Here is an 18,060-nt window from a genome sequence, read left to right as displayed (position 1 = left end):
GCCATGGCTGCCCCACGGTCCGTCCAGCCCTACGACGCCCTGCTGCTGGTCTCCTTCGGCGGCCCCGAGAAGCCCGAGGACGTGGTGCCGTTCCTCGAGAACGTCACGCGTGGCCGCGGCATCCCGCGCGAGCGGCTGGTCGAGGTGGGCGAGCACTACTTCGGCTTCGGCGGCAAGTCGCCCATCAACGGCATCAACCGTGCCCTGCTGGCCGCGCTGCGTGACGATCTCGCGGCCGAGGGAATCGACCTGCCCGTCTACTGGGGCAACCGCAACTGGGACCCGTACCTGCGCGAGACGGTCGAGCAGATGGTCGCCGACGGCGTGCGTCGGGCCGCGTGCTTCATGACGAGCGCCTACTCGTCCTACTCCAGCTGCCGTCAGTACCGGGAGAACCTCTTCGAGGCCGGCCACGACCTGCCGATCCGGCTCGACCGGCTGCGCCAGCACTTCAACCACCCGGTCTTCGTGGAGCTCTTCGCCGGGGCCACGCAAGCCGCACTCGACGACGTCGGCCAGGACGCCCGGGTCGTGTTCGTGACCCACTCGGTCCCGGACTGGATGAACGAGTCCAGCGGGGGACCCGGATGCGGGCTCTACGTGCGCCAGCACCTGTCGGCGGCGTCGCTCGTCGCGGAGCGCCTCGGGCTCGACGGCTGGGACCTCGCGTACTGCTCGCGATCCGGCCCGCCGACGCAGCCGTGGCTCGAGCCCGACGTCAACGACCATCTCGAGGAGCTCGCCGAGAAGGGCGTCACGGGCGTCGTGCTCGTGCCGATCGGCTTTGTCGCGGACCACATGGAGGTCGCGTACGATCTCGACACCGAGGCGAAGGCGACCGCCGAGCGGCTGGGGATGCGCTTCGCCCGCGCCGCGACGCCCAATGCCGATCCGCGGTACGCGGCCATGGTGCGCGAGCTGCTGCTCGAGCGGGCCGCCGCCGAGCGGGGCGAGAGTCCGGACCGGCCGGCCCTCGGCGACCTCGGCGCCAAGGCCGACACGTGCGCCGACAACTGCTGCCTGAACCCGCGGTCCGACCGGCCCGTGGTCGCATGAGTCAGGACGCCCTGCTCGACCTCGCCAGATCGGCCGCCGGTGAGGCCGTCGCGCACGTCCGCGCGATGCGACCCGCCGGCCGGGTCGGCGTCGCGGACACGAAGTCGAGCCCGACCGACGTCGTCACGGCGATCGACCGATCGTGCGAGGAGCTCATCCGGGCGCGGATCCTCGCGGTCCGCCCGGACGACGGTTTCGTCGGGGAGGAGGGCCAGGACGTACTGGGGACCTCCGGTGTCGACTGGATCGTCGACCCCATCGACGGCACGGTGAACTTCGTCTACGGGCTGCCCCGGTACGCGGTGGCGATCGCCGCGCGACGTGAGGGCGTCGACGAGGCCGCGGTCGTCGTGAACATCGCCACCGGCGAGGCCTACGAGGCCACCGCGGGCGGGGGTGCCTGGCGCACGAGCGGTGAGGAGCGGGTGCGACTCGCGGGCCCGCCCGACGTGCCGCTGGACCAGATGCTCGTGGCGACCGGGTTCAACTACGTGCCGACCGTGCGCGAGCACCAGGCCGCCGCGGTCGGCCGGATGCTGCCGCACGTGCGTGACATTCGTCGCATCGGTGCGGCCGCCCTCGACTTCACCGACCTGGCCGAGGGGCGCCTCGACGCGTACGTCGAACAGGGCCTCAAGCCGTGGGACATCGCCGCCGGAGGGCTCATCGCCCGCGAGGCCGGTCTCGTGGTTTCGGGCTGGGAGGGCGAGCCTCAGGAGCGACTCGTGGTCGTCGCGACGCCCGCCAGGTTCGAGGAGTTCATGGCGCTCGTGGAACGCTGCGGCTTCTGATCCGACCCGGTGCGGTCGCACGGGAATACCCGGGGCCCCGTTTGGCTTGACGGTTCTCGAAGGCGCGGACTTTGCGCTGATGTGGTTGAATCTGCGGGTTCCACAAGAACGAGCAGATGTTCCACGAGAACGACGAACGACTATGGAGAGTTGATGGCCACCGACTACGACGCGCCACGCAAGACCGAGGAAGATCAGTCCGAAGACAGCATCGAAGAGCTGAAGGCCCGCCGCCACGAGAAGAACTCGGGCAAGGTCGACGAGGACGAGGTCGAGGCGGCAGAGTCGTTCGAGCTCCCGGGAGCCGACCTCTCCCACGAGGAGCTCGCGGTCCAGGTCGTCCCGAAGCAGTCCGACGAGTTCACCTGCATGTCCTGCTTCCTGGTCCACCACCGCAGCCAGCTCGCGCACGAGAAGAACGGCGTGCCGATCTGCCGCGACTGCGCGGACTGAGCATCCACACCGCACGTCGAGGGGTTTCGACCGTTCCGGCCTTCATGGCTGGGGCCGTCGGAGCCCCTCAGTCATGTCGCGGCGACGTCACTTCTTGAGCGTCTTCATGCCCGGCGGCAGGTTGCCGGTGGATCGGACCCAGTAGCTCGCGGCGCTGCGGCGCACGAGGGTCCGCACGACCTGAACGCTGGCCCCGCCGAGCGCGGCCCACGCGACGGCCTCGGTGGTGCTCAGTTCGGGGTTGCGGGTGTTCTTGGGCGGCTTGCGGCCGGTGAGGGCACGCCAGGCGAGGGTCGAGACGCGCGGTGCCAGCGTGGCCGCGAGCAGTCCCGAGCCGGCGTCGAGCGCCTTCCACGCACCGCGGCCCGGGCCGCGGGAGGCACGGATCTCGTCAGTCGAGGTCGTCCCGGCGTCCGGCTTCGCGCGCTTCCTGGCCATCCTCGGTCCCTTCGTCATTCGTGTCCTCGGCGCCTGGTTCGCCGGCGCCGGTGCTGGCACCAGTGTGGCCCACCGCTCGCGCGACCGCCTCGGGGTACCGGGTCGACACGAGCCAGTAGGGCGTCGGGTCCGTCGGGTCGGCGACCTCGACGCGCACGCCCCGGTCGATCCACGGCCGCGTCAGCAGGAAGGCGCGGTCCGTCCCCCCGCGAGCGAGGGCGGCCCGCCAGGCGTCCCGATCGAGGGCCTCGACGGCACCGAGGTCGGGTGCCTCGACGTGCGCGTCGCCGGCCCTGAGCAGCCCGTCGTCGGCGGTGACGGTGATCGATCCCGCGCGCGCCAGCACGGCGGCTCCCAGGGCCAGCAGTGCGAGCGCGATCGCCAGGGCCACGGCGGGCGGCGTCGCCACGAGCAGCAGCCAGCCGACCATGACGGCGAAGAGCACGATGCCGGCCCACCACGGCGCGGGGGCCGTGAGTCGCTCGACGTGACGGGTCCTCGACGGTTCTTCCACGACTCCACTGTGCCCGACCGGGGGTGACGGCAGTATCGTCGCCACGTGACCGAGGTTCTCCTGCAGCGGCTCGACGACGGTGTCCCCGTCCCCGGCTACGCGCGTCCCGGGGACGCCGGCGCCGACCTCGTGTCGACCGTCGACGTCACCCTCGAACCGGGGGAGCGGGCGCTCGTGCCGACCGGCGTCGCCCTCGCGCTACCCGAGGGATTCGCGGGATTCATCCATCCCCGGTCGGGGCTCGCGCTGCGCCATGGACTGTCGGTCGTGAACACGCCCGGCACGATCGACGCCGGCTACCGCGGCGAGATCCAGGTCCTGCTCGTCAACCACGACCTGCGCGAGCCCGTGCACATCGCGCGAGGCGATCGGATCGCCCAGTTGGTGGTCCAACGGGTCGAGCACGTGCGCTTCGTCGAGGTCGAGGCACTGCCCGACTCCGCCCGCGGGGCCGGCGGGTACGGTTCGTCGGGTGGTCACGCCTCGATCGAGGCGGCAATGGAAGGAAGTCAGTGATGTTCGGTCGCAAGAAGTCCGCGACTCACGAGTCGGTCGAGACCGCGCCGGAGCCCGTCGAGGTCACCGGTCCGCGCGCCGACGGCCCCTTTGATCTCACCGAGCGCGACTACGACCCGGCCGAGTACCTCGACCTGGGAACGCTGCTGATCAGGATGCGCCCCGACATCGAGGTGCAGCTGCCCACCGAGAACGACGTCGTCACGGCCGTGCTCGTGACCGCCGACGGGTCTGCCGTCGAGCTGCGTCCCTTCGCCGGCGCCCGCAGCGGCGGCACGTGGGACGGCGTGCGTGGCGAGCTGCGCGACGAGGTCGACCGTCGCGAGGGCACGTGGACGGAGGTCGACGGGCCGTACGGCACCGAGGTACTCGCCCAGTTCCCCGCGACCGGTCCCGACGGAGCCCCCGCGATCCAGCCCGCACGATTCATGGGCATCGAGGGTCCGCGCTGGGTCCTGCGCGCCACGATCCTGGGCGCCGCGGGCCTCGAGTCGACCACCGATGGCATCTTCATGGAGGTCCTGCGCGACCTGCGCGTGCGCCGCGGCGAGGAGCCGCGGATCCTGCGCGAGACGCTGCCGCTCGTGCTGCCTCCGGAAGCCCGTCCGACCGAGGAAGCGTAGGCACCCCGATGGCGGGAATGGTCTCGCGCCTGATCGACCGGCTCTCGGTCGAGCGGCAGGAGGACGCAGAGCTGCAGGATCGCCGCACGGCCGCGGGCTGCGCACCGATCGACACGTCGCCGGCCAGGGGTCGCGTGGACGTCCACGGAGTGCTGCGCAGCGTCGCCCTGCGCCCGATCGACAACGTCACGGCGCTCGAGGCCGAGCTCTACGACGGCACGGGATCGGTCACCCTCGTGTGGCTGGGCCGGCGCCGCATCGTCGGCATCGCCCCGGGACGCTCGCTCACGGCCACGGGCCGGATCGGCCGTCGCGGCCACGACCGGGTCATGTACAACCCGTCCTACCGATTGGACCCGTGAGGTGACCGATCCCGAGCCGCGGCCCGTGGCCGACGTCGCGACGGTCGAGCAGGTCGTCCGGCAGCGGCTCGCGGAGGCGTTCGGTGGCGTCCGCGGCATCGTCGAGGCCGCCGTCCCGACCCTGACCTTCACGGTCTGCTACCTGACGACGCGTGACCTCAAGCTGAGCCTCATCGTCGCCACGGCGCTCACGGCGGTGCTGCTGATCGTGCGCGTGCTGCAGCGGTCGAACCCGCAGTTCGTGCTGAACGCGCTCGTCGGCATCGGCATCGCCGCGCTGTTCGCGTCGCGGTCCGGCGAGGCCCGCGACGTCTTCCTGCCCGGGATCCTCTACAACGCCGGCTACGCGATCGTCCTGGTGTTCTCCGTGGTGATCGGCTGGCCGGCGATCGGCTTCATGATCGGAGCGATCGTCGGTGACGTCAGCGGTTGGCGCCGTGATCCGGGGATGCGGCGGCTGTGCAGCCGGCTGACCCTGCTGTTCGCTCTGCCGTGCGTCATCCGGGTCCTCGTGCAGTACCCGCTGTACGCGGCCGACCAGGTCGGCTGGCTGGGCACGTCGAAGATCATCCTGGGCTGGCCGCTGCAGATCGCGGCCCTGTCGGCCATGGTGTGGCTGCTGAGTCGCAACAGCACGCCGGTCTCGCCGTTGCAGGAGTCCGAGGACGACTGACCCGACGGCCGCGAAAGGTCAGTCGCGTCCGGCCAGGAGGTGCGCGAGCTCCAGCTCGGCATCGGCGGGCGTGACGAACAGCAGCTCGTCGCCGGACTCGACCGTGCGGTCCGCCTCCGGGAGCAGGGTCTCGTGGTCGCGCAGGACGACGACGACCGTGACCCCCTCGGGCCAGTGGATGTCGCCGAGCCGGCGGCCGATGTGCGGCGAGCCCTCCGGGACCGTGAGCTCGACGAGGTTCGTGTTGCTCTGCTGGAACGTGAACAGTCGGACGAGGTCGCCGACGGCGACCGCCTCCTCGACGAGCGCGGCCATGATCCGCGGGGTCGAGACGGCCACGTCGACGCCCCACGACTCGCCGAACAGCCATTCGTTGCTGGGGTTGTTGACGCGGCCCACGGTGCGCGGCACGGTGAACTCGGTCTTGGCCAGCAGCGACGCGACGAGATTGGCCTTGTCGTCGCCCGTCGCGGCGATCACGACGTCACACGTCTCGAGCTGCGCCTCCTCGAGGGTGGCCATCTCGCACGCGTCGGCGAGCAGCCACTGGGCGTCCGGGACGCGATCGCTGCGGATCGCGGTGGGCGACTTGTCGATCAGCAGGACGGAGTGACCATGGTCGATGAGTTCCTGTGCGACGGAGCGGCCGACGGCGCCGGCTCCGGCGATGGCGACACGCATCAGTCGTCCTCCTTGGGTCCGGCGGCCAGCGCCGCGTGGGCGCGGTCCGAGTCATCGTCGACGAGGAACAGGCTCAGGTAGTCGCCCTCCTGGATCACGGTGTCACCGTGGACCAGCTCGCCGGTGCCCAGACGGGTCAGGAACGCGACGCGAACGCCGGTCCCGGCCTCGAGTGCCGACACGGTCCTGCCGACCCACGGGAACGGCGCGTACGCGTTGTCGAGTCGCAGCCGGCCCGACGGATCGCGCCACGCGGGCTCGGAGCCGGCGGGCAGCAACCGGCGCATGACCTGGTCCGCGGCCCACGGCACGGTGGCGACGGTGGGGATGCCGAGTCGCTCGTAGACCTCGGCGCGACGGGGGTCGTAGATCCGCGCCACGACGTTGTCGACATGGAAGAGCTCGCGCGCGACCCGCGCCGCGATGATGTTCGAGTTGTCGCCGCTGGAGACGGCGGCGAAGGCGTCGGCACGCTCGATGGCCGCGTCCCGCAGGACCCCGCGGTCGAAGCCCATCCCGGTCACCGTGATGCCGGTGAAGCTGGGGCCGAGCCGGCGGAAGGCATCGGGGTTCGAGTCGATCACCGCGGTCGAGTGACCGCGTGCCTCGAGGTTGCGGGTCAACGTCGATCCGACGCGGCCGCAGCCCATGATCACGATGTGCACACCGGCGACGGTACTACGACTCTTTCGGGTCTAGCATCGGCCGGGTGGGAATCTCCGGAGCGCTCAAGCGTGCTGTCATCGGGCGGAAGCTGCGCAGCTCTCAGATGGGCGAGACGCTGCTGCCCAAGCGCATCGCGCTGCCCGTGTTCGCCAGCGACGCGTTGTCGTCCGTGGCGTATGCGCCCGATGAGATCTTCCTGACCCTGTCGATGGGCGGCCTGACCGCGTACGCGTACAACTGGAAGATCGGCCTCGCGGTCGTGGTCGTGATGCTCACGGTCGTGGCGTCGTACCGCCAGAACGTGCACGCGTATCCCAGTGGTGGCGGCGACTACGAGGTCGCGACCGTCAACCTGGGCCGCAACGCGGGCCTCACGGTCGCCAGTGCGCTGCTCGTCGACTACGTGCTCACGGTCGCGGTGTCGATCTCGTCGGGCGTCCAGAACGCCACGGCGGCGCTGCCGTTCCTCAAGGGACACGAGGCGCCGGCCGCGGTGATCCTCGTGGTGCTGCTGACGTCGATGAACCTGCGCGGCACGAAGGAGTCCGGCACGGCGTTCGCGGTGCCGACCTACCTGTTCATGTTCTCGATCGCGATGATGGCGATCTGGGGCTATGCCCGACTCGCGGCGGGCAACCTGCCCGAGGTCGAGAGCGCCAAGTACGACATCGTCGCGGAGGAGCCGTTCACCGGGGCGATCTCGGGAATCGCGATGGCCTATCTGCTGGCCCGGGCCTTCTCGTCGGGCTGTGCCGCCCTGACCGGCGTCGAGGCGATCAGCAACGGAGTCCCGGCGTTCCGCAAGCCGAAGAGCAAGAACGCGGCCACGACGCTGCTGCTGCTCGGCACGATCTCGATCGCGATGCTGATGAGCATCATCGTGCTGGCCGACAAGATGCACCTGCGCTATGTCGAGAACCCGGCGGAGCAGTTGCTGCTGAACGGCGTGCCCGTCGGCGAGTCCTATGTCCAGGAGACGGTGATCGGCCAGCTCGCGGAGGCCCTGTTCAGCGACGTCCCGCTGCTGTTCTACTTCGTCATCGCGTGCACCGGCGTGATCCTCGTGCTGGCCGCGAACACGGCGTTCAACGGATTCCCGGTGCTGGGCTCGATCCTGGCCCGCGACGGATTCCTGCCTCGTCAGCTGCACACGCGTGGCGATCGGCTCGCGTTCAGCAACGGCATCATCACGCTCGCCGCGGCCGCGAGCCTGCTGATCATCGCCTTCGACGCCGAGGTCACGAAGCTCATCCAGCTGTACATCGTCGGGGTGTTCGTGTCGTTCAACCTCAGCCAGCTGGGGATGATCCGGCACTGGACGCGACACCTCTCGACCGAGACCGACCCGGCCGAACGCCGACGGATGCAGCGGTCGCGGGCCGTGAACACGTTCGGCCTGGCGATGACGGCCACCGTCTTGGTGATCGTGCTCGTCACGAAGTTCCTCGCCGGCGCGTGGATCGCGATTCTGGCCATGATCGCCGTGTTCATCGTGATGCGGTCGATCTCGCGGCACTACGAGCACGTCGCCCAGGAGTTGGTCGTCGAGTCCGGCGACGTGACGCTGCCGGCGCGCGTGCACGGCATCGTGCTCATCAGCAAGCTGCACAAGCCGACGATGCGCGCGATCGCGTACGCCCGCGTCGGCAAGCCCAGCATGCTCGAGGGCGTCACGGTCGACCTCGACCCGGAGGAGACCGAGGAGCTCCTGAGGCGCTGGGACGAGTTGCGGGTGCCGATCCCGCTGCGGGTGCTCGACTCGCCGTACCGCGAGATCGTCCGACCGGTCGTCCGCTACGTGAAGCAGCGACGCAGCGAGAACCCGCGCGACATCGTCACCGTCTACATCCCCGAGTACGTCGTGGGCCGCTGGTGGGAGCAGTTGCTGCACAACCAGACGGCGCTGCGGCTGAAGGCCCGCCTGCTGTTCATGCCCGGCGTGCTCGTCGTCAGTGTGCCGTTCCAGCTGGCCTCGGCGAAGAACGCGGCCGTGCTCGACGACCGGCCGACCCCCGGCGACGTCCGCCGTGGCATCACCGGCAAGCCCCGGAGCCGGCGGTGACCCTGCCCGTCGTCGAGGTCGGGCCCGTCGCGCACGGTGGTCACTGCGTCGCGCGACTGGACGGGCAGGTCGTGTTCGTGCGGCATGCGCTTCCGGGCGAGCAGGTCGAGATCCGGATCACCGAGCGCAACCGGCGGTTCCTGCGGGCCGATGCGGTGCGCGTGCTGCGTGCCTCGCCCGACCGGGTCGAACCGCCGTGCACTCTGGCCGGCACGTGTGGCGGCTGCGACTTCCAGCACGTGTCGGCCGAGGGCCAACTGTTGCTGCTGACCGACGTCGTGCGCGAGCAGTTGCACCGGCTCGCCGGAATCGACTGGGACGGCCACGTGGAGGCGGTCGGGGGCCTGCTCGGCTGGCGCACCCGCGTCGTGTGGTCCGTTGCCGAGAACGGTCTCGCGGGACTGCGCCGGCACCGCAGCCACGACGTCCTGCCGGTCGCGAACTGCCCCATCGCGCACGCGGACCTTCCCGACGTGACGGTGCAGACGTGGGACGAGCCGCGCGTCGAGGCGATCGCGTCGTCGACGCACCAGCGCCTGCTCGTCACGGACGCCACCATCGAGGACTCCCTCGAGGAGGACGTGGACGGGGTCGTCGCCTCCGACGGCACGGTGCGGGCCGGCACGGGCATCGTCGTCGAGACCGTCCGCGGCCGGAACTTCTCGATCTCCGGGTCGGGCTTCTGGCAGGTGCATCCGGCGGCGGCCGAGACCCTGGTGTCTGCGGTGCTGGACGGTGCGGACGTGCGACCGGGGGACCGGGTGCTCGACCTGTACGCCGGCGCCGGTCTCTTCTCCGCCTTCCTCGCCTCCGGCTGCTCGCCCGGTGAGCTGGTCAGCGTCGAGGGCAATCGCCGTGCGTCGTCGGACGCGCGCGGCAACCTGGCGGACCTGGCGAACGCGGCCACGGTGCACGCGCCGGTCGAGCGGGCGTTCGCGCGCGGACTCCTCGGCTCCCGGGCCGACGTCGTGGTGCTGGACCCGCCCCGCACGGGAGCCAAGGACGTGGTCGCGCCGATCGCGGCACTCGAGCCGCGCCGCATCGTCTACGTCGCGTGCGATCCGGCCGCACTGGCCCGCGATCTGGCGGCCTTCGCCGGCCGCGGGTACGCGCTGGAGTCGCTGCGCGGATTCGCGCTGTTCCCGATGACGCACCACGTGGAGTGCGTCGCCGTGCTCACGAAGAGCGACTCTCTCGTGCCGTGAAGTGAGGCGTGGCATCTGCCACCAGTTCCACAATCCTTGAAAGTCTTCTAGGATTGTGTCATGGGAGCAATCAGTGTCGCCCAAGCCGCCGAGCGGCTCGGCGTCAGCGTGCCTCGGGTCCATCAGCGCATCGCCGACGGCTCGCTGGTCGCGCAGCGGATCGGGGCCCAGTGGGTGGTCGACGAGCTGTCGCTCCTGCGGGTTCAGGAGCGAGGCAAGGCAGGCCGTCCGCTCTCGCTCCGTTCTGCATGGGCTGTGATCGCGGCGTCGGAGGGCGACCGCGGCCGGTTGGGCCCGAACGCGTCGGCAGTGTGGGCACGCGCCAGGAGCCACCTGAGTGCTCTGCTCGAGTCGGCGGACGACCCGGCCGCCAGCGAGGAGGCCGTCAGCGATCTGGCCGTGTCGCTTCGGTCGATCTTTCGCAACCGGGCGCAACGTCGCCTCTTTCGTGCGGCGTCGGCAGACCTGGACGATCTCAGGAGTGACGAGCGTTGGCTGCTGTCGGTCGATCTCGGGGCACGGGGCATCGCCTCAGCCGACGTCGAGGGATACCTCGGCGAGTCCGATGTCGACCGAGTCGTGAAGGACCATCTCCTGGTCGAGGTCGACCGGGACGCGAACGTCGTAATCCATGTCGTACCCGACGGGCAGTACCTGTACCCGGAGTCGCGGCTCCGGGTCGCGGCCGACCTCGCCGAGCATCGCGGTCCACGCGAGGAGGCGCGGGCAGCGGAACTGTTGCACGAGCTCGCGGTGGAGCGGAAGGCCGAAGAGTGGTGATCGTCCTGCCGTACATGCCGCCCGAGCAGACCGCCTCCTGGCTGGGTCTGCTGGACCTGCACGAGCGACTCGCAGCGGGCTGGACACTCATCGGCGGCCAACTCGTTCATCTGCACTGCGCCGAGCGGGGCCAGGTTCCCGTGCGTCCGACGAACGACGCTGACACGGTGGTCGACGTGCGCGCCGACCCCACGATGTTGGCGACCTTCACCGGGGCCTTGACCGACCTCGGGTTCGCCTCGGCCGGCATCTCGGCCGAGGGGCTCCAGCATCGCTGGATCCGGGGCGACGCCTCGATCGACGTGCTGCTGCCCGACGGCATCGGCGAGCGCGCGAGCCTCCGTCCGGGAGTCACGGGCAGTCCCACTCTTCCCACCGCAGGCGGGACGCAGGCGCTGCATCGCAGTGAGACCGTTGCGGTGACTGTCGCTGGCCGCGAAGGATCGGTACGCCGTCCGAGCCTCGTCGGCGCGCTCATCGGGAAGGCGGCCGCTCACAGCAACGCGGGCGACCCCGGACTCGGTCGCCATCGGCGTGATTTTGTCATCCTCGCTGGGCTGCTCACGGCCCGCGACTTCCGAGACGAGGAACTCACGAGGAAGGACCGCCAGCGGTTGCGTGCGATGGTCACCGCGGCGCGGAAGGATCAGGCTCTCCTGCTCGAAGTTCCGAACGCAGGGCCCGCGCTCGATCGCGTCGTCACGGCGGGTGACCTGTAGCCATCCCCGAGGGCGTCGTGATCGACCGTGCTCAGCCGTCCGTCATCGCGCCAATGGCTCCGGTGACGTAAGGGACCAACCAGATGGCCACACGGCTTCGGTCCTCCTCGTCCTCGCGATTCAGCGCGGTCCGGGCGCGACGAGGCGGTGGTCGTCCTCGATCCGGGCATCGATCATCCGGACGGTGGCATCGACGGTGTCCAGCGTGGAGGCGTCGTGGGAGACCAGGAGGGTCGCCGCACCGGTGTGGTGGGCCAGGTCGGTGATCAGCTCGACCACGCGGGCTCCGCGCTCGTGGTCGAGCGCGGAGGTCGGCTCGTCGACGAGGAGGATCTCGGGTTCGCCGATCAGGGCACGCGCGATCGCGACCCGTTGACGCTGGCCGCCGGACAACTGTGCCGGGCGCTTCCGCTGCTGGTCGGCGACGCCGACGGCGTCCAGCAGGTCCAGGGCCCTTGCGCGCACACTGGCGGGCTTGCGACCGCGCAGGTGGGCGTGGAGCTCGAGCTGCTCGAGGGCGGTGAGCGAGCCGAGCAGTTGGGGCGACTGGAACACCATCCCGATGCGGTCACGCCGAATCCGGGTGGCCTGCGCCACCGTCGTGGTGGGGGTGAACACGACCTCGTCGCCGATCCGGACGCAGCCACGGGTGGGTCGGGTCAACCCGGCCGCCACTGCCAGCAGACTGGACTTGCCCGCGCCCGAGGGTCCGAGCAGGGCCGTCGTGGTGCCGCCCGGGACGGCCAGGGTGACGTCGTCCACGGCGGTGAGCGTGCTGTCGCCATCGGGAAAGTCGAGAGTGACGTTCTCCAGCTGCAGGTTCATGGGTGCTCCTTCTGGGTCAGCGGGCGGCGAGGGCGGCATGGGGATCGATGCGGGTGATGCGGGCCACCGAGATCGCGGCGCCCACCAGCCCGAGCAGGACCAGCGCGGCAGCAGGGACCACGGTCGTCGAGACGGTGAGGGTCACCGGGACCGCATCCGGCAGCAGTGCGGCACTGGCGAAGGCGAGCGCGGTTCCGGCGGCGACACCGCCGACCAGCAGGAGCGCCGCCTGTCCGAGCGCGTCCCGTACGAGGTACCCGGTGGAGGCGCCGAGAGCCTTGAGGACGGCGATGTCGCCGGAGCGGCTGATGGTCCAGACCGTGAAGAACGCCCCGACCACGAGCGCGGAGATGACGAGCAGGAACGCCTGCATGGTCCTCAACGAGGTGTTCTCGCCGGCGAAGGACGGTACGGCCGACCGGGCATCCGACGTGGTGACGGTCGTCGTGCCGAGTGCGTCATCAGCGGCCGCGAGTGCATCGTCATCGCTCCCCGTGGTGGTCAGGGCGATCACGGTGGCGGCCGGGTCGTGCGTTCCGCCGGGAGCCGCCCGCGCGCCGATCGTCTGCCAGTCGTCCAGGGTCGTCCAGACGACCGGGGTGTGGGAGTACGACTCGTCGGTGTCTGAGATCGCTGCGACCGTGAGGTCACGGTCACCCAGCGCCACGGTGTCGCCCGCGTCGGCGCCGAGCACGTCCGCGGCGCCGGCGGTCAGGACGACGGTCCCGGGCTCGATACCTCCGCCCTCCCACGGCCCGAGCTCCGAACCCCGTCCCACCCCGAGTGCCGTGACCGAGGCGGTCGCGCCGTCCGCCGCCGCCCGGGTGGTGGCCAGTCCGAGCGGTTCGGCCGACTCGACGCCGGGTACGCGGGCCCACTGCCTCCACTGCGGGGCGGTCACCGACGACGCGGTGAACCCGGGCGCATCATCCTGCGACGGCATGGCGAAGACGATGTGGTCCGCGGGCAGATCCGTGATCGCGGACGTCGATTCTCGCGCCAGGCCGGCGGTGAGGGAGGCGATCATGGTGACCAGGAGAGTGATCAGCACGATCACCACCGACATCAGGGCGAAGCGACCACGAGCATGATTGAGATCGCGCAGGGCGACGAACACGAATGACCTCCACGGTGTGCTGGACGTCTTCCAGCATCCGCGTCCGCGACCGCGTGAACATCGGAACCCGGAGTGATCCTGCGCCGTCGAACGGTGGCCCGAATCATCATTCCTTCGGACGATGTGCCCCGGCGTGGCGTGGCTACATTGGCAAGGTGAACGTGCGTGCTCATCCCTCGCCCACGCGGGGGCTGATCTTGGGGCTCGACGTGCTGTTCGCGATCCTCATCGTCGTGGCGGTGGTGCAGGCGCCTCGGGGTGCCACGTGGGCGGCCACGCTGAGCGTCAGCGTGTTCGCGGGGGTGTACGCGTGGGGACGACTGGCCGTGCGGGTGCACGAACGGTCCCTCGAGAGCCCGAGAGGAGCCTGGTGGCCCGACACCGCCTGGATCGCCGTCCTCACGGTGCTGTGGGCGGTGACCCTGTGGATCTCCCCGGCGGCACTGTGGCTCGCCTTCCCGCTCATGCTCCTGCAGATGCACGTCCTGGGACCACGCCGGGGACCCGTCGCGGTCCTGGCCACCACGGTTGCCGCGGTGGCCGAAGGGCTGCTCGTCCAGGCCGGCACCGATGGCCCGTGGACCGGCTTCGTCCTGGGCCCGGTGCTCGGAGCCGGGGTCGCCATCGGGGTGGTGCTCGGGATCGAGGCATTCGTCCGGGAGTCCCAGACCCGCCAGCGCACGGTGGACGAGCTCACCCAGGCGCGTCGCCACCTCGCCCGGGAAGAACGCGAACGCGCCGTCAGTGAGGAGCGGGCGCGCCTGGGCCGCGACATCCACGACACGCTGGCACAGTCGCTCTCCGCGATCGAGCTGCTGCTCCGTACCGCGGAGACCTCCGTCGGCACCGATGTCGAGCAGACGCGGACGCTGATCGGGCAGGCGCGCGAGGCGGCACGCTCCGGTCTCGGCGAGGCGCGTCGAGTCGTCCAGGACCTCACCCCCGGCGACCTTGATCGGACGACCCTCGTCGATGCGCTCCACCGCGTCGCCGACCGCACCGCGAACACCTACATCGAGACCGAGGACGGCAGCGCACGCCCGCTCGCGGTCTCGGTCCACACCAACGGTCCAGCCGTCCCGCTCCCGGTGCCGCTCGAGACCGCACTGCTGCGCATCGCCCAGTCGGCCCTCGCCAACGTGAGCGAGCACGCCGAGGCGACCCGTGCCCGGGTCACGCTCTCCTACGAGCCCGACTCCGTCACCCTCGACGTCGTCGACGACGGCAAGGGATTCGACCCCGCGACCGTCACCAGCCAGACCGGTGAGCGAGGCTTCGGGATCCCCGCGATCCGCGCACGGATCCAGGCACTCGGAGGGTCGTTCACCCTCGAGTCCGCTCCCGGGCGGGGGACCGCGCTCGCCGTGACCCTGCCGACCCACGTCATGGAGGAGTCTCGATGATCGACGTCGTCCTCGCCGACGACCACCCGGTGGTCCGCGCCGGCTTGCGCACGGTGGTCGACACCCAGCCCGACATGCACGTCATCCACGAGACGTCGTCCGCCGAGGACCTGCTGGCCTGGCTCGACGAGGGCGGGCGGGCCGACGTCATCCTGCTCGACCTGCGGTTCGGCGACACACACATGTCCGGCGCCACCGCGACCGGCGTGATCGTCCGTCGCCACGCCATCCCCGTGCTCGTCGTGACGACCTACGGGACCGACGCCGACATCCTCACCGCGATCGAGGCAGGAGCCACGGGCTACCTCCTCAAGGACGCCCCCACCGAGGAGCTGGCCCGCGCGATCCGCTCCGCTGCCGCCGGAGAGGTCGTCCTCGACGCCGAGGTGCAACGCCGGCTCCTCGGCCGGATGCGCACTCCCGCCGAGAGCCTCAGCGCCCGCGAGCTCGAGGTCCTCCGCCTGGCCTCGGCCGGAAAGTCCAACGAGGCCATCGCCCGCGAGTTGTTCGTCTCGGTCGCCACCGTCAAGTCCCACCTGGCGCACGTCAACACCAAACTCGGCACCGGTTCACGCTCGGAAGCGGCCGCGATCGCCCGCGAACGCGGCATGTTCTGACAGGACGTACCGCGTCGAATTGCGTCGGGGTGCTTGCCCCGACGTGAGCGGCACAGGAAACTCACACGCGTGAGATACGCAGATCCGCACGCCTGTCCCGACTGCCGAGGAAGCATCGCGGGCGAGCCGGTCTGCCCGCACTGCGGATTCGACCTGGCCACCCCGGAGGCGGCCGAGCTGTGGCGGACGTTCCTGACGGCCGACCGCCTCGTCGCGCAGGGCCGTCGCCGGCCGGCGGCGGAATCGATCACGGCCACGGCGCCCCGCGCCGTGCCCCGCGCAGACGCCTCGACGGTCGCCCGACCGTCCCACTCGTGGTCCACCGGGTCGATCCTGCTCGGCCTCGGCGCGGCGTGTCTGGTCGTGGCCGGGATCATCTTCGTGACGGTGGCGTGGGGTGCGCTGGGCATCCTCGGCCGCGCGCTGATCCTGCTCCTGGTCACGGCGCTCGTCGGGGCCTGTGCGCGATGGGCCACGCTTCGGGGCCTGCGGGGCACGGCCGAGTCGCTGTGGGCCGTCTTCCTGGGCCTGCTGACCGTCGACGTCCTCGCCGCTGCCGTCGAGGGTCTGTTCGGCATCGAGGGTGACGACATCGTCTGGGTCACGACGACGTGGACGGTCGTCATCGTCGCGGTGTCGACGTTCCTCGTCGGCTGGGCCCGGAGGCCGCTCGGCCACGATCTCGTGACGCCTCAGCTGGCTGCCGGAGCAGCCCCGTGGATCGGTGCCCCGGTGCTCGCGGTGCGCGTGGGTGAGTGGCTCGACGCCGGCGGCTACTTCTGGTCGACCCTCGTGGGCGCGACGCTGGCTGCGGCGGTCGTCGCTGTCGTGGCACGCCGACGGCTGCGCTGGGCGCTGTTGACCTCCGCGCCGCTCGTGGGACTGTTCCTGCTCGTGCTGGTGGGAATCGCCGTCGGGCACGCCTGGAGCGACGAGCCCACGTTGACGTTCGGGGACGCTGCGCCGATGCTGACCCTCATCGTGGGTGCGGTCGTCGCCGGCCAGCTGGTGCCGGCGCTCAGGACTCCTGCGGCGGCTGCCGCCACGGCCGGCCTCGGGTACCTCGCGTACGTCGCGGCGTCCGGCTGGGCGTTCGAACTGGAGGCGCACGAGAGCGTCGCGGTGCTCGTGCTGGCGGTGCTGACGGCCGGGGTCGCCTGCGTCGCGACCCGCGCCGACGCGTGGTCGGCCGGCATGCGGTGGGCCGCCGCGGCGGGCGGGGGAGTCGTGGCGCTGTGGCTTCTGACGGTCGCGACGACGAATCTCGAGCGGATCGACACGTCGTCCTCGTTCGTCGCTCCGCGGGGCTGGTGGCTCGGGCCCATCGATGCGTCGTTCCACGAGGGCTGGCGCGTGCTCGTGGTCGCTGCTGCCATCGACGTCGTGCTGTGGGCTGCCGGCCGGTGGCCGTCGCTGCGGCTCGACTGGCCTCAGCTCGGGCGACCGCTCGCGCTGGTCGTCGGTGCGCTCGGTCTCGTCACGGCGGTCTCGGCGACCGAGCTGCCGTTCCTCGTACACGCCACGGCACTCGTGCTCGTGGGGGTCGCGCTCGCCTTCCTGCTCGGATCGGCCCACGCCGGGTTCGCGTTCGTGCCGATCGGCTTCGTCGCACTGGCCCCGCTCGTCGTCCCGCCGGACGAGCCGGTGACGGTCCTCGTGCTGGGCCTGACCACCGTGGGCTTCGCCGGCTGCGCGCTCGTCGGGGCCGACCGAGCCGGCCTGCGGGAGAAGATCTCGGCTGTGTGCACGGGGCTGGCGGCCGCCGCCGCGATCGCCACGGCTGCCGAGTGGATCGACCTCGCCGATCCCGGGCCGGGCTGGCTGGGCGCGTGCATCGCGGGTCTGTCGGCGGCGGTCCTGCTGGTCGCGATGGCCCTCGACGAGTGGCCGTGGCACCGCGGTGCCGTCGAACTGGCGGCGGCCGGTGCCCTGCTCGTCGCCGTCGGGACCGAGATCGAGAATGGTCCGGCCGTCGCCCTGATCCTGACGATCGGCGCCGTGGCCGCCGGCCTCGTGGGTCTGCTCGACGACGACCGGCGGTGGTTCCGCTGGGTGGGTCTGGCCCTCGTGGGGGCCGCGTGGATCGTCCGGCTCGCGGCGAGCGACGTCACGACGGTGGAGGCCTACACCGCACCATTCGCAGTGGGGCTGCTGGTCGCCGGCGTCTGGCGGCTGCGGACGGATCCGACCAGTCGCACGTGGGCGGTGCTCACCCCCGGACTGACGATGGCGCTGCTGCCGTCCCTGCCCCAGGCGATCGCCGATCCGACGGGACTGCGGGCGCTGCTGCTCGGTCTCACGGCGGCCGCCGTGCTCGCGGCCGGGGTCGCCCTGCGCTGGGGCGCGCCGGTGGTCGGGGGAGCGGTCGTGCTCGCGGTGCTGATCCTCGTCAACGTGGGGCCCACGGCGGCCGCGACGCCGCGGTGGATCCTCATCGCGGTCGCCGGGCTCGTGCTGCTCGTCGTCGGCACGACGTGGGAGAAGCGCGTCGCCGAGGGCAGGGCCGTCGTCGCGCGGATCCTCGCGCTCAGGTGAGGGTGACCTGAACTGGCCTCCCGG

At 71.1% G+C, this 18,060-nt stretch carries 20 protein-coding genes; 14 read left to right on the top strand and 6 right to left on the bottom strand.

Features of this window, described 5'->3' with window-relative positions:
• Window positions 1-3 precede the first annotated feature (3 nt).
• The 3 genes from ACT26F_RS06590 (at window position 4) to ACT26F_RS06580 (ending at window position 2,300) form a co-directional block, all read left to right on the top strand.
• Window positions 4-1,056, top strand: a complete 1,053-nt coding sequence (locus tag ACT26F_RS06590; RefSeq protein ID WP_471669711.1) for a ferrochelatase — start codon at window positions 4-6, stop codon at window positions 1,054-1,056.
• Window positions 1,053-1,847 carry an inositol monophosphatase family protein gene (locus ACT26F_RS06585; RefSeq protein WP_471669710.1) on the top strand — a complete coding sequence of 265 codons (795 nt, stop codon included), beginning with the start codon at window positions 1,053-1,055 and terminating at the stop codon, window positions 1,845-1,847. Before ACT26F_RS06590 ends, ACT26F_RS06585 begins: the two co-directional genes overlap by 4 nt.
• Before the next feature lie 153 nt (window positions 1,848-2,000).
• On the top strand, window positions 2,001-2,300 hold the full coding sequence (locus ACT26F_RS06580; protein WP_471669709.1) for a DUF4193 domain-containing protein: 300 nt from the start codon (window positions 2,001-2,003) through the stop codon (window positions 2,298-2,300).
• A gap of 87 nt (window positions 2,301-2,387) precedes the next feature.
• Here ACT26F_RS06580 and ACT26F_RS06575 read toward each other — a convergent pair whose 3' ends face one another.
• Window positions 2,388-2,738, bottom strand: a complete 351-nt coding sequence (locus ACT26F_RS06575) for a DUF4235 domain-containing protein (protein WP_471669708.1) — start codon at window positions 2,736-2,738, stop codon at window positions 2,388-2,390.
• Window positions 2,692-3,252 carry a DUF3093 domain-containing protein gene (locus ACT26F_RS06570; RefSeq protein ID WP_471669707.1) on the bottom strand — a complete coding sequence of 187 codons (561 nt, stop codon included), beginning with the start codon at window positions 3,250-3,252 and terminating at the stop codon, window positions 2,692-2,694. The genes ACT26F_RS06575 and ACT26F_RS06570 overlap by 47 nt, the downstream gene beginning before the upstream one ends.
• A 45-nt stretch (window positions 3,253-3,297) precedes the next feature.
• On the opposite strand from ACT26F_RS06570, the gene dut reads away from it, so the two are divergent.
• The 4 genes from dut to ACT26F_RS06550 are packed head-to-tail and all read left to right on the top strand — an operon-like array spanning window position 3,298 to window position 5,426.
• Complete coding sequence (dut, locus tag ACT26F_RS06565) at window positions 3,298-3,768, top strand: dUTP diphosphatase (protein WP_471669706.1); 471 nt, start codon at window positions 3,298-3,300, stop codon at window positions 3,766-3,768.
• Window positions 3,768-4,391, top strand: a complete 624-nt coding sequence (locus tag ACT26F_RS06560; RefSeq protein ID WP_471669705.1) for a DUF3710 domain-containing protein — start codon at window positions 3,768-3,770, stop codon at window positions 4,389-4,391. Before dut ends, ACT26F_RS06560 begins: the two co-directional genes overlap by 1 nt.
• A gap of 8 nt (window positions 4,392-4,399) precedes the next feature.
• The gene (locus ACT26F_RS06555) at window positions 4,400-4,753 is read left to right on the top strand and encodes an OB-fold nucleic acid binding domain-containing protein (protein WP_471669704.1); all 354 of its coding nucleotides are present in this window, start codon (window positions 4,400-4,402) and stop codon (window positions 4,751-4,753) included.
• A gap of 1 nt (window position 4,754) precedes the next feature.
• Window positions 4,755-5,426, top strand: coding sequence for a DUF3159 domain-containing protein (locus ACT26F_RS06550; RefSeq protein ID WP_471669703.1), 672 nt, complete (start codon window positions 4,755-4,757; stop codon window positions 5,424-5,426).
• Between the two features lie 18 nt (window positions 5,427-5,444).
• Here the strand turns inward: ACT26F_RS06550 and ACT26F_RS06545 are convergent, their stop codons facing one another.
• Complete coding sequence (locus tag ACT26F_RS06545; RefSeq protein WP_471669702.1) at window positions 5,445-6,107, bottom strand: potassium channel family protein; 663 nt, start codon at window positions 6,105-6,107, stop codon at window positions 5,445-5,447.
• Window positions 6,107-6,772, bottom strand: a complete 666-nt coding sequence (locus ACT26F_RS06540; RefSeq protein WP_471669701.1) for a potassium channel family protein — start codon at window positions 6,770-6,772, stop codon at window positions 6,107-6,109. Before ACT26F_RS06540 ends, ACT26F_RS06545 begins: the two co-directional genes overlap by 1 nt.
• 44 nt (window positions 6,773-6,816) lie before the next feature.
• Between ACT26F_RS06540 and ACT26F_RS06535 the strand changes: the two genes are divergently transcribed.
• From ACT26F_RS06535 to ACT26F_RS06520, 4 genes are all read left to right on the top strand, one after another.
• Window positions 6,817-8,835 carry an APC family permease gene (locus ACT26F_RS06535; protein ID WP_471669700.1) on the top strand — a complete coding sequence of 673 codons (2,019 nt, stop codon included), beginning with the start codon at window positions 6,817-6,819 and terminating at the stop codon, window positions 8,833-8,835.
• A complete protein-coding gene (locus ACT26F_RS06530; protein ID WP_471669699.1) occupies window positions 8,832-10,040 on the top strand; it encodes a class I SAM-dependent RNA methyltransferase in 1,209 nt (402 codons plus the stop codon). Before ACT26F_RS06535 ends, ACT26F_RS06530 begins: the two co-directional genes overlap by 4 nt.
• Before the next feature lie 60 nt (window positions 10,041-10,100).
• On the top strand, window positions 10,101-10,820 hold the full coding sequence (locus ACT26F_RS06525) for a helix-turn-helix domain-containing protein (RefSeq protein ID WP_471669698.1): 720 nt from the start codon (window positions 10,101-10,103) through the stop codon (window positions 10,818-10,820).
• Between the two features lie 167 nt (window positions 10,821-10,987).
• Window positions 10,988-11,539, top strand: a complete 552-nt coding sequence (locus ACT26F_RS06520; RefSeq protein ID WP_471669697.1) for a hypothetical protein — start codon at window positions 10,988-10,990, stop codon at window positions 11,537-11,539.
• A gap of 120 nt (window positions 11,540-11,659) precedes the next feature.
• Here ACT26F_RS06520 and ACT26F_RS06515 read toward each other — a convergent pair whose 3' ends face one another.
• Window positions 11,660-12,364, bottom strand: a complete 705-nt coding sequence (locus ACT26F_RS06515) for an ABC transporter ATP-binding protein (protein WP_471669696.1) — start codon at window positions 12,362-12,364, stop codon at window positions 11,660-11,662.
• 16 nt (window positions 12,365-12,380) lie between these two features.
• Entirely contained in the window at window positions 12,381-13,481 is a 1,101-nt protein-coding gene (locus ACT26F_RS06510; RefSeq protein WP_471669695.1) for an ABC transporter permease, read from the bottom strand.
• Window positions 13,482-13,636: 155 nt separating this feature from the next.
• On the opposite strand from ACT26F_RS06510, the gene ACT26F_RS06505 reads away from it, so the two are divergent.
• From ACT26F_RS06505 to ACT26F_RS06495, 3 genes are all read left to right on the top strand, one after another.
• Entirely contained in the window at window positions 13,637-14,884 is a 1,248-nt protein-coding gene (locus ACT26F_RS06505) for a sensor histidine kinase (protein WP_471669694.1), read from the top strand.
• Window positions 14,881-15,501 (top strand): response regulator, encoded by a 621-nt coding sequence (locus ACT26F_RS06500; RefSeq protein ID WP_471669693.1) that lies wholly within the window; start codon window positions 14,881-14,883, stop codon window positions 15,499-15,501. Before ACT26F_RS06505 ends, ACT26F_RS06500 begins: the two co-directional genes overlap by 4 nt.
• Before the next feature lie 69 nt (window positions 15,502-15,570).
• Window positions 15,571-18,036 (top strand): SCO7613 C-terminal domain-containing membrane protein, encoded by a 2,466-nt coding sequence (locus ACT26F_RS06495; protein ID WP_471669692.1) that lies wholly within the window; start codon window positions 15,571-15,573, stop codon window positions 18,034-18,036.
• The last annotated feature ends 24 nt before the right edge of the window (window positions 18,037-18,060 follow it).

It is taken from the genome of Aeromicrobium sp. SP1, assembly GCF_055663785.1.
Note: the sequence above shows the minus strand (reverse complement) of the source record. Positions and strands in the feature narration are given on the sequence as shown.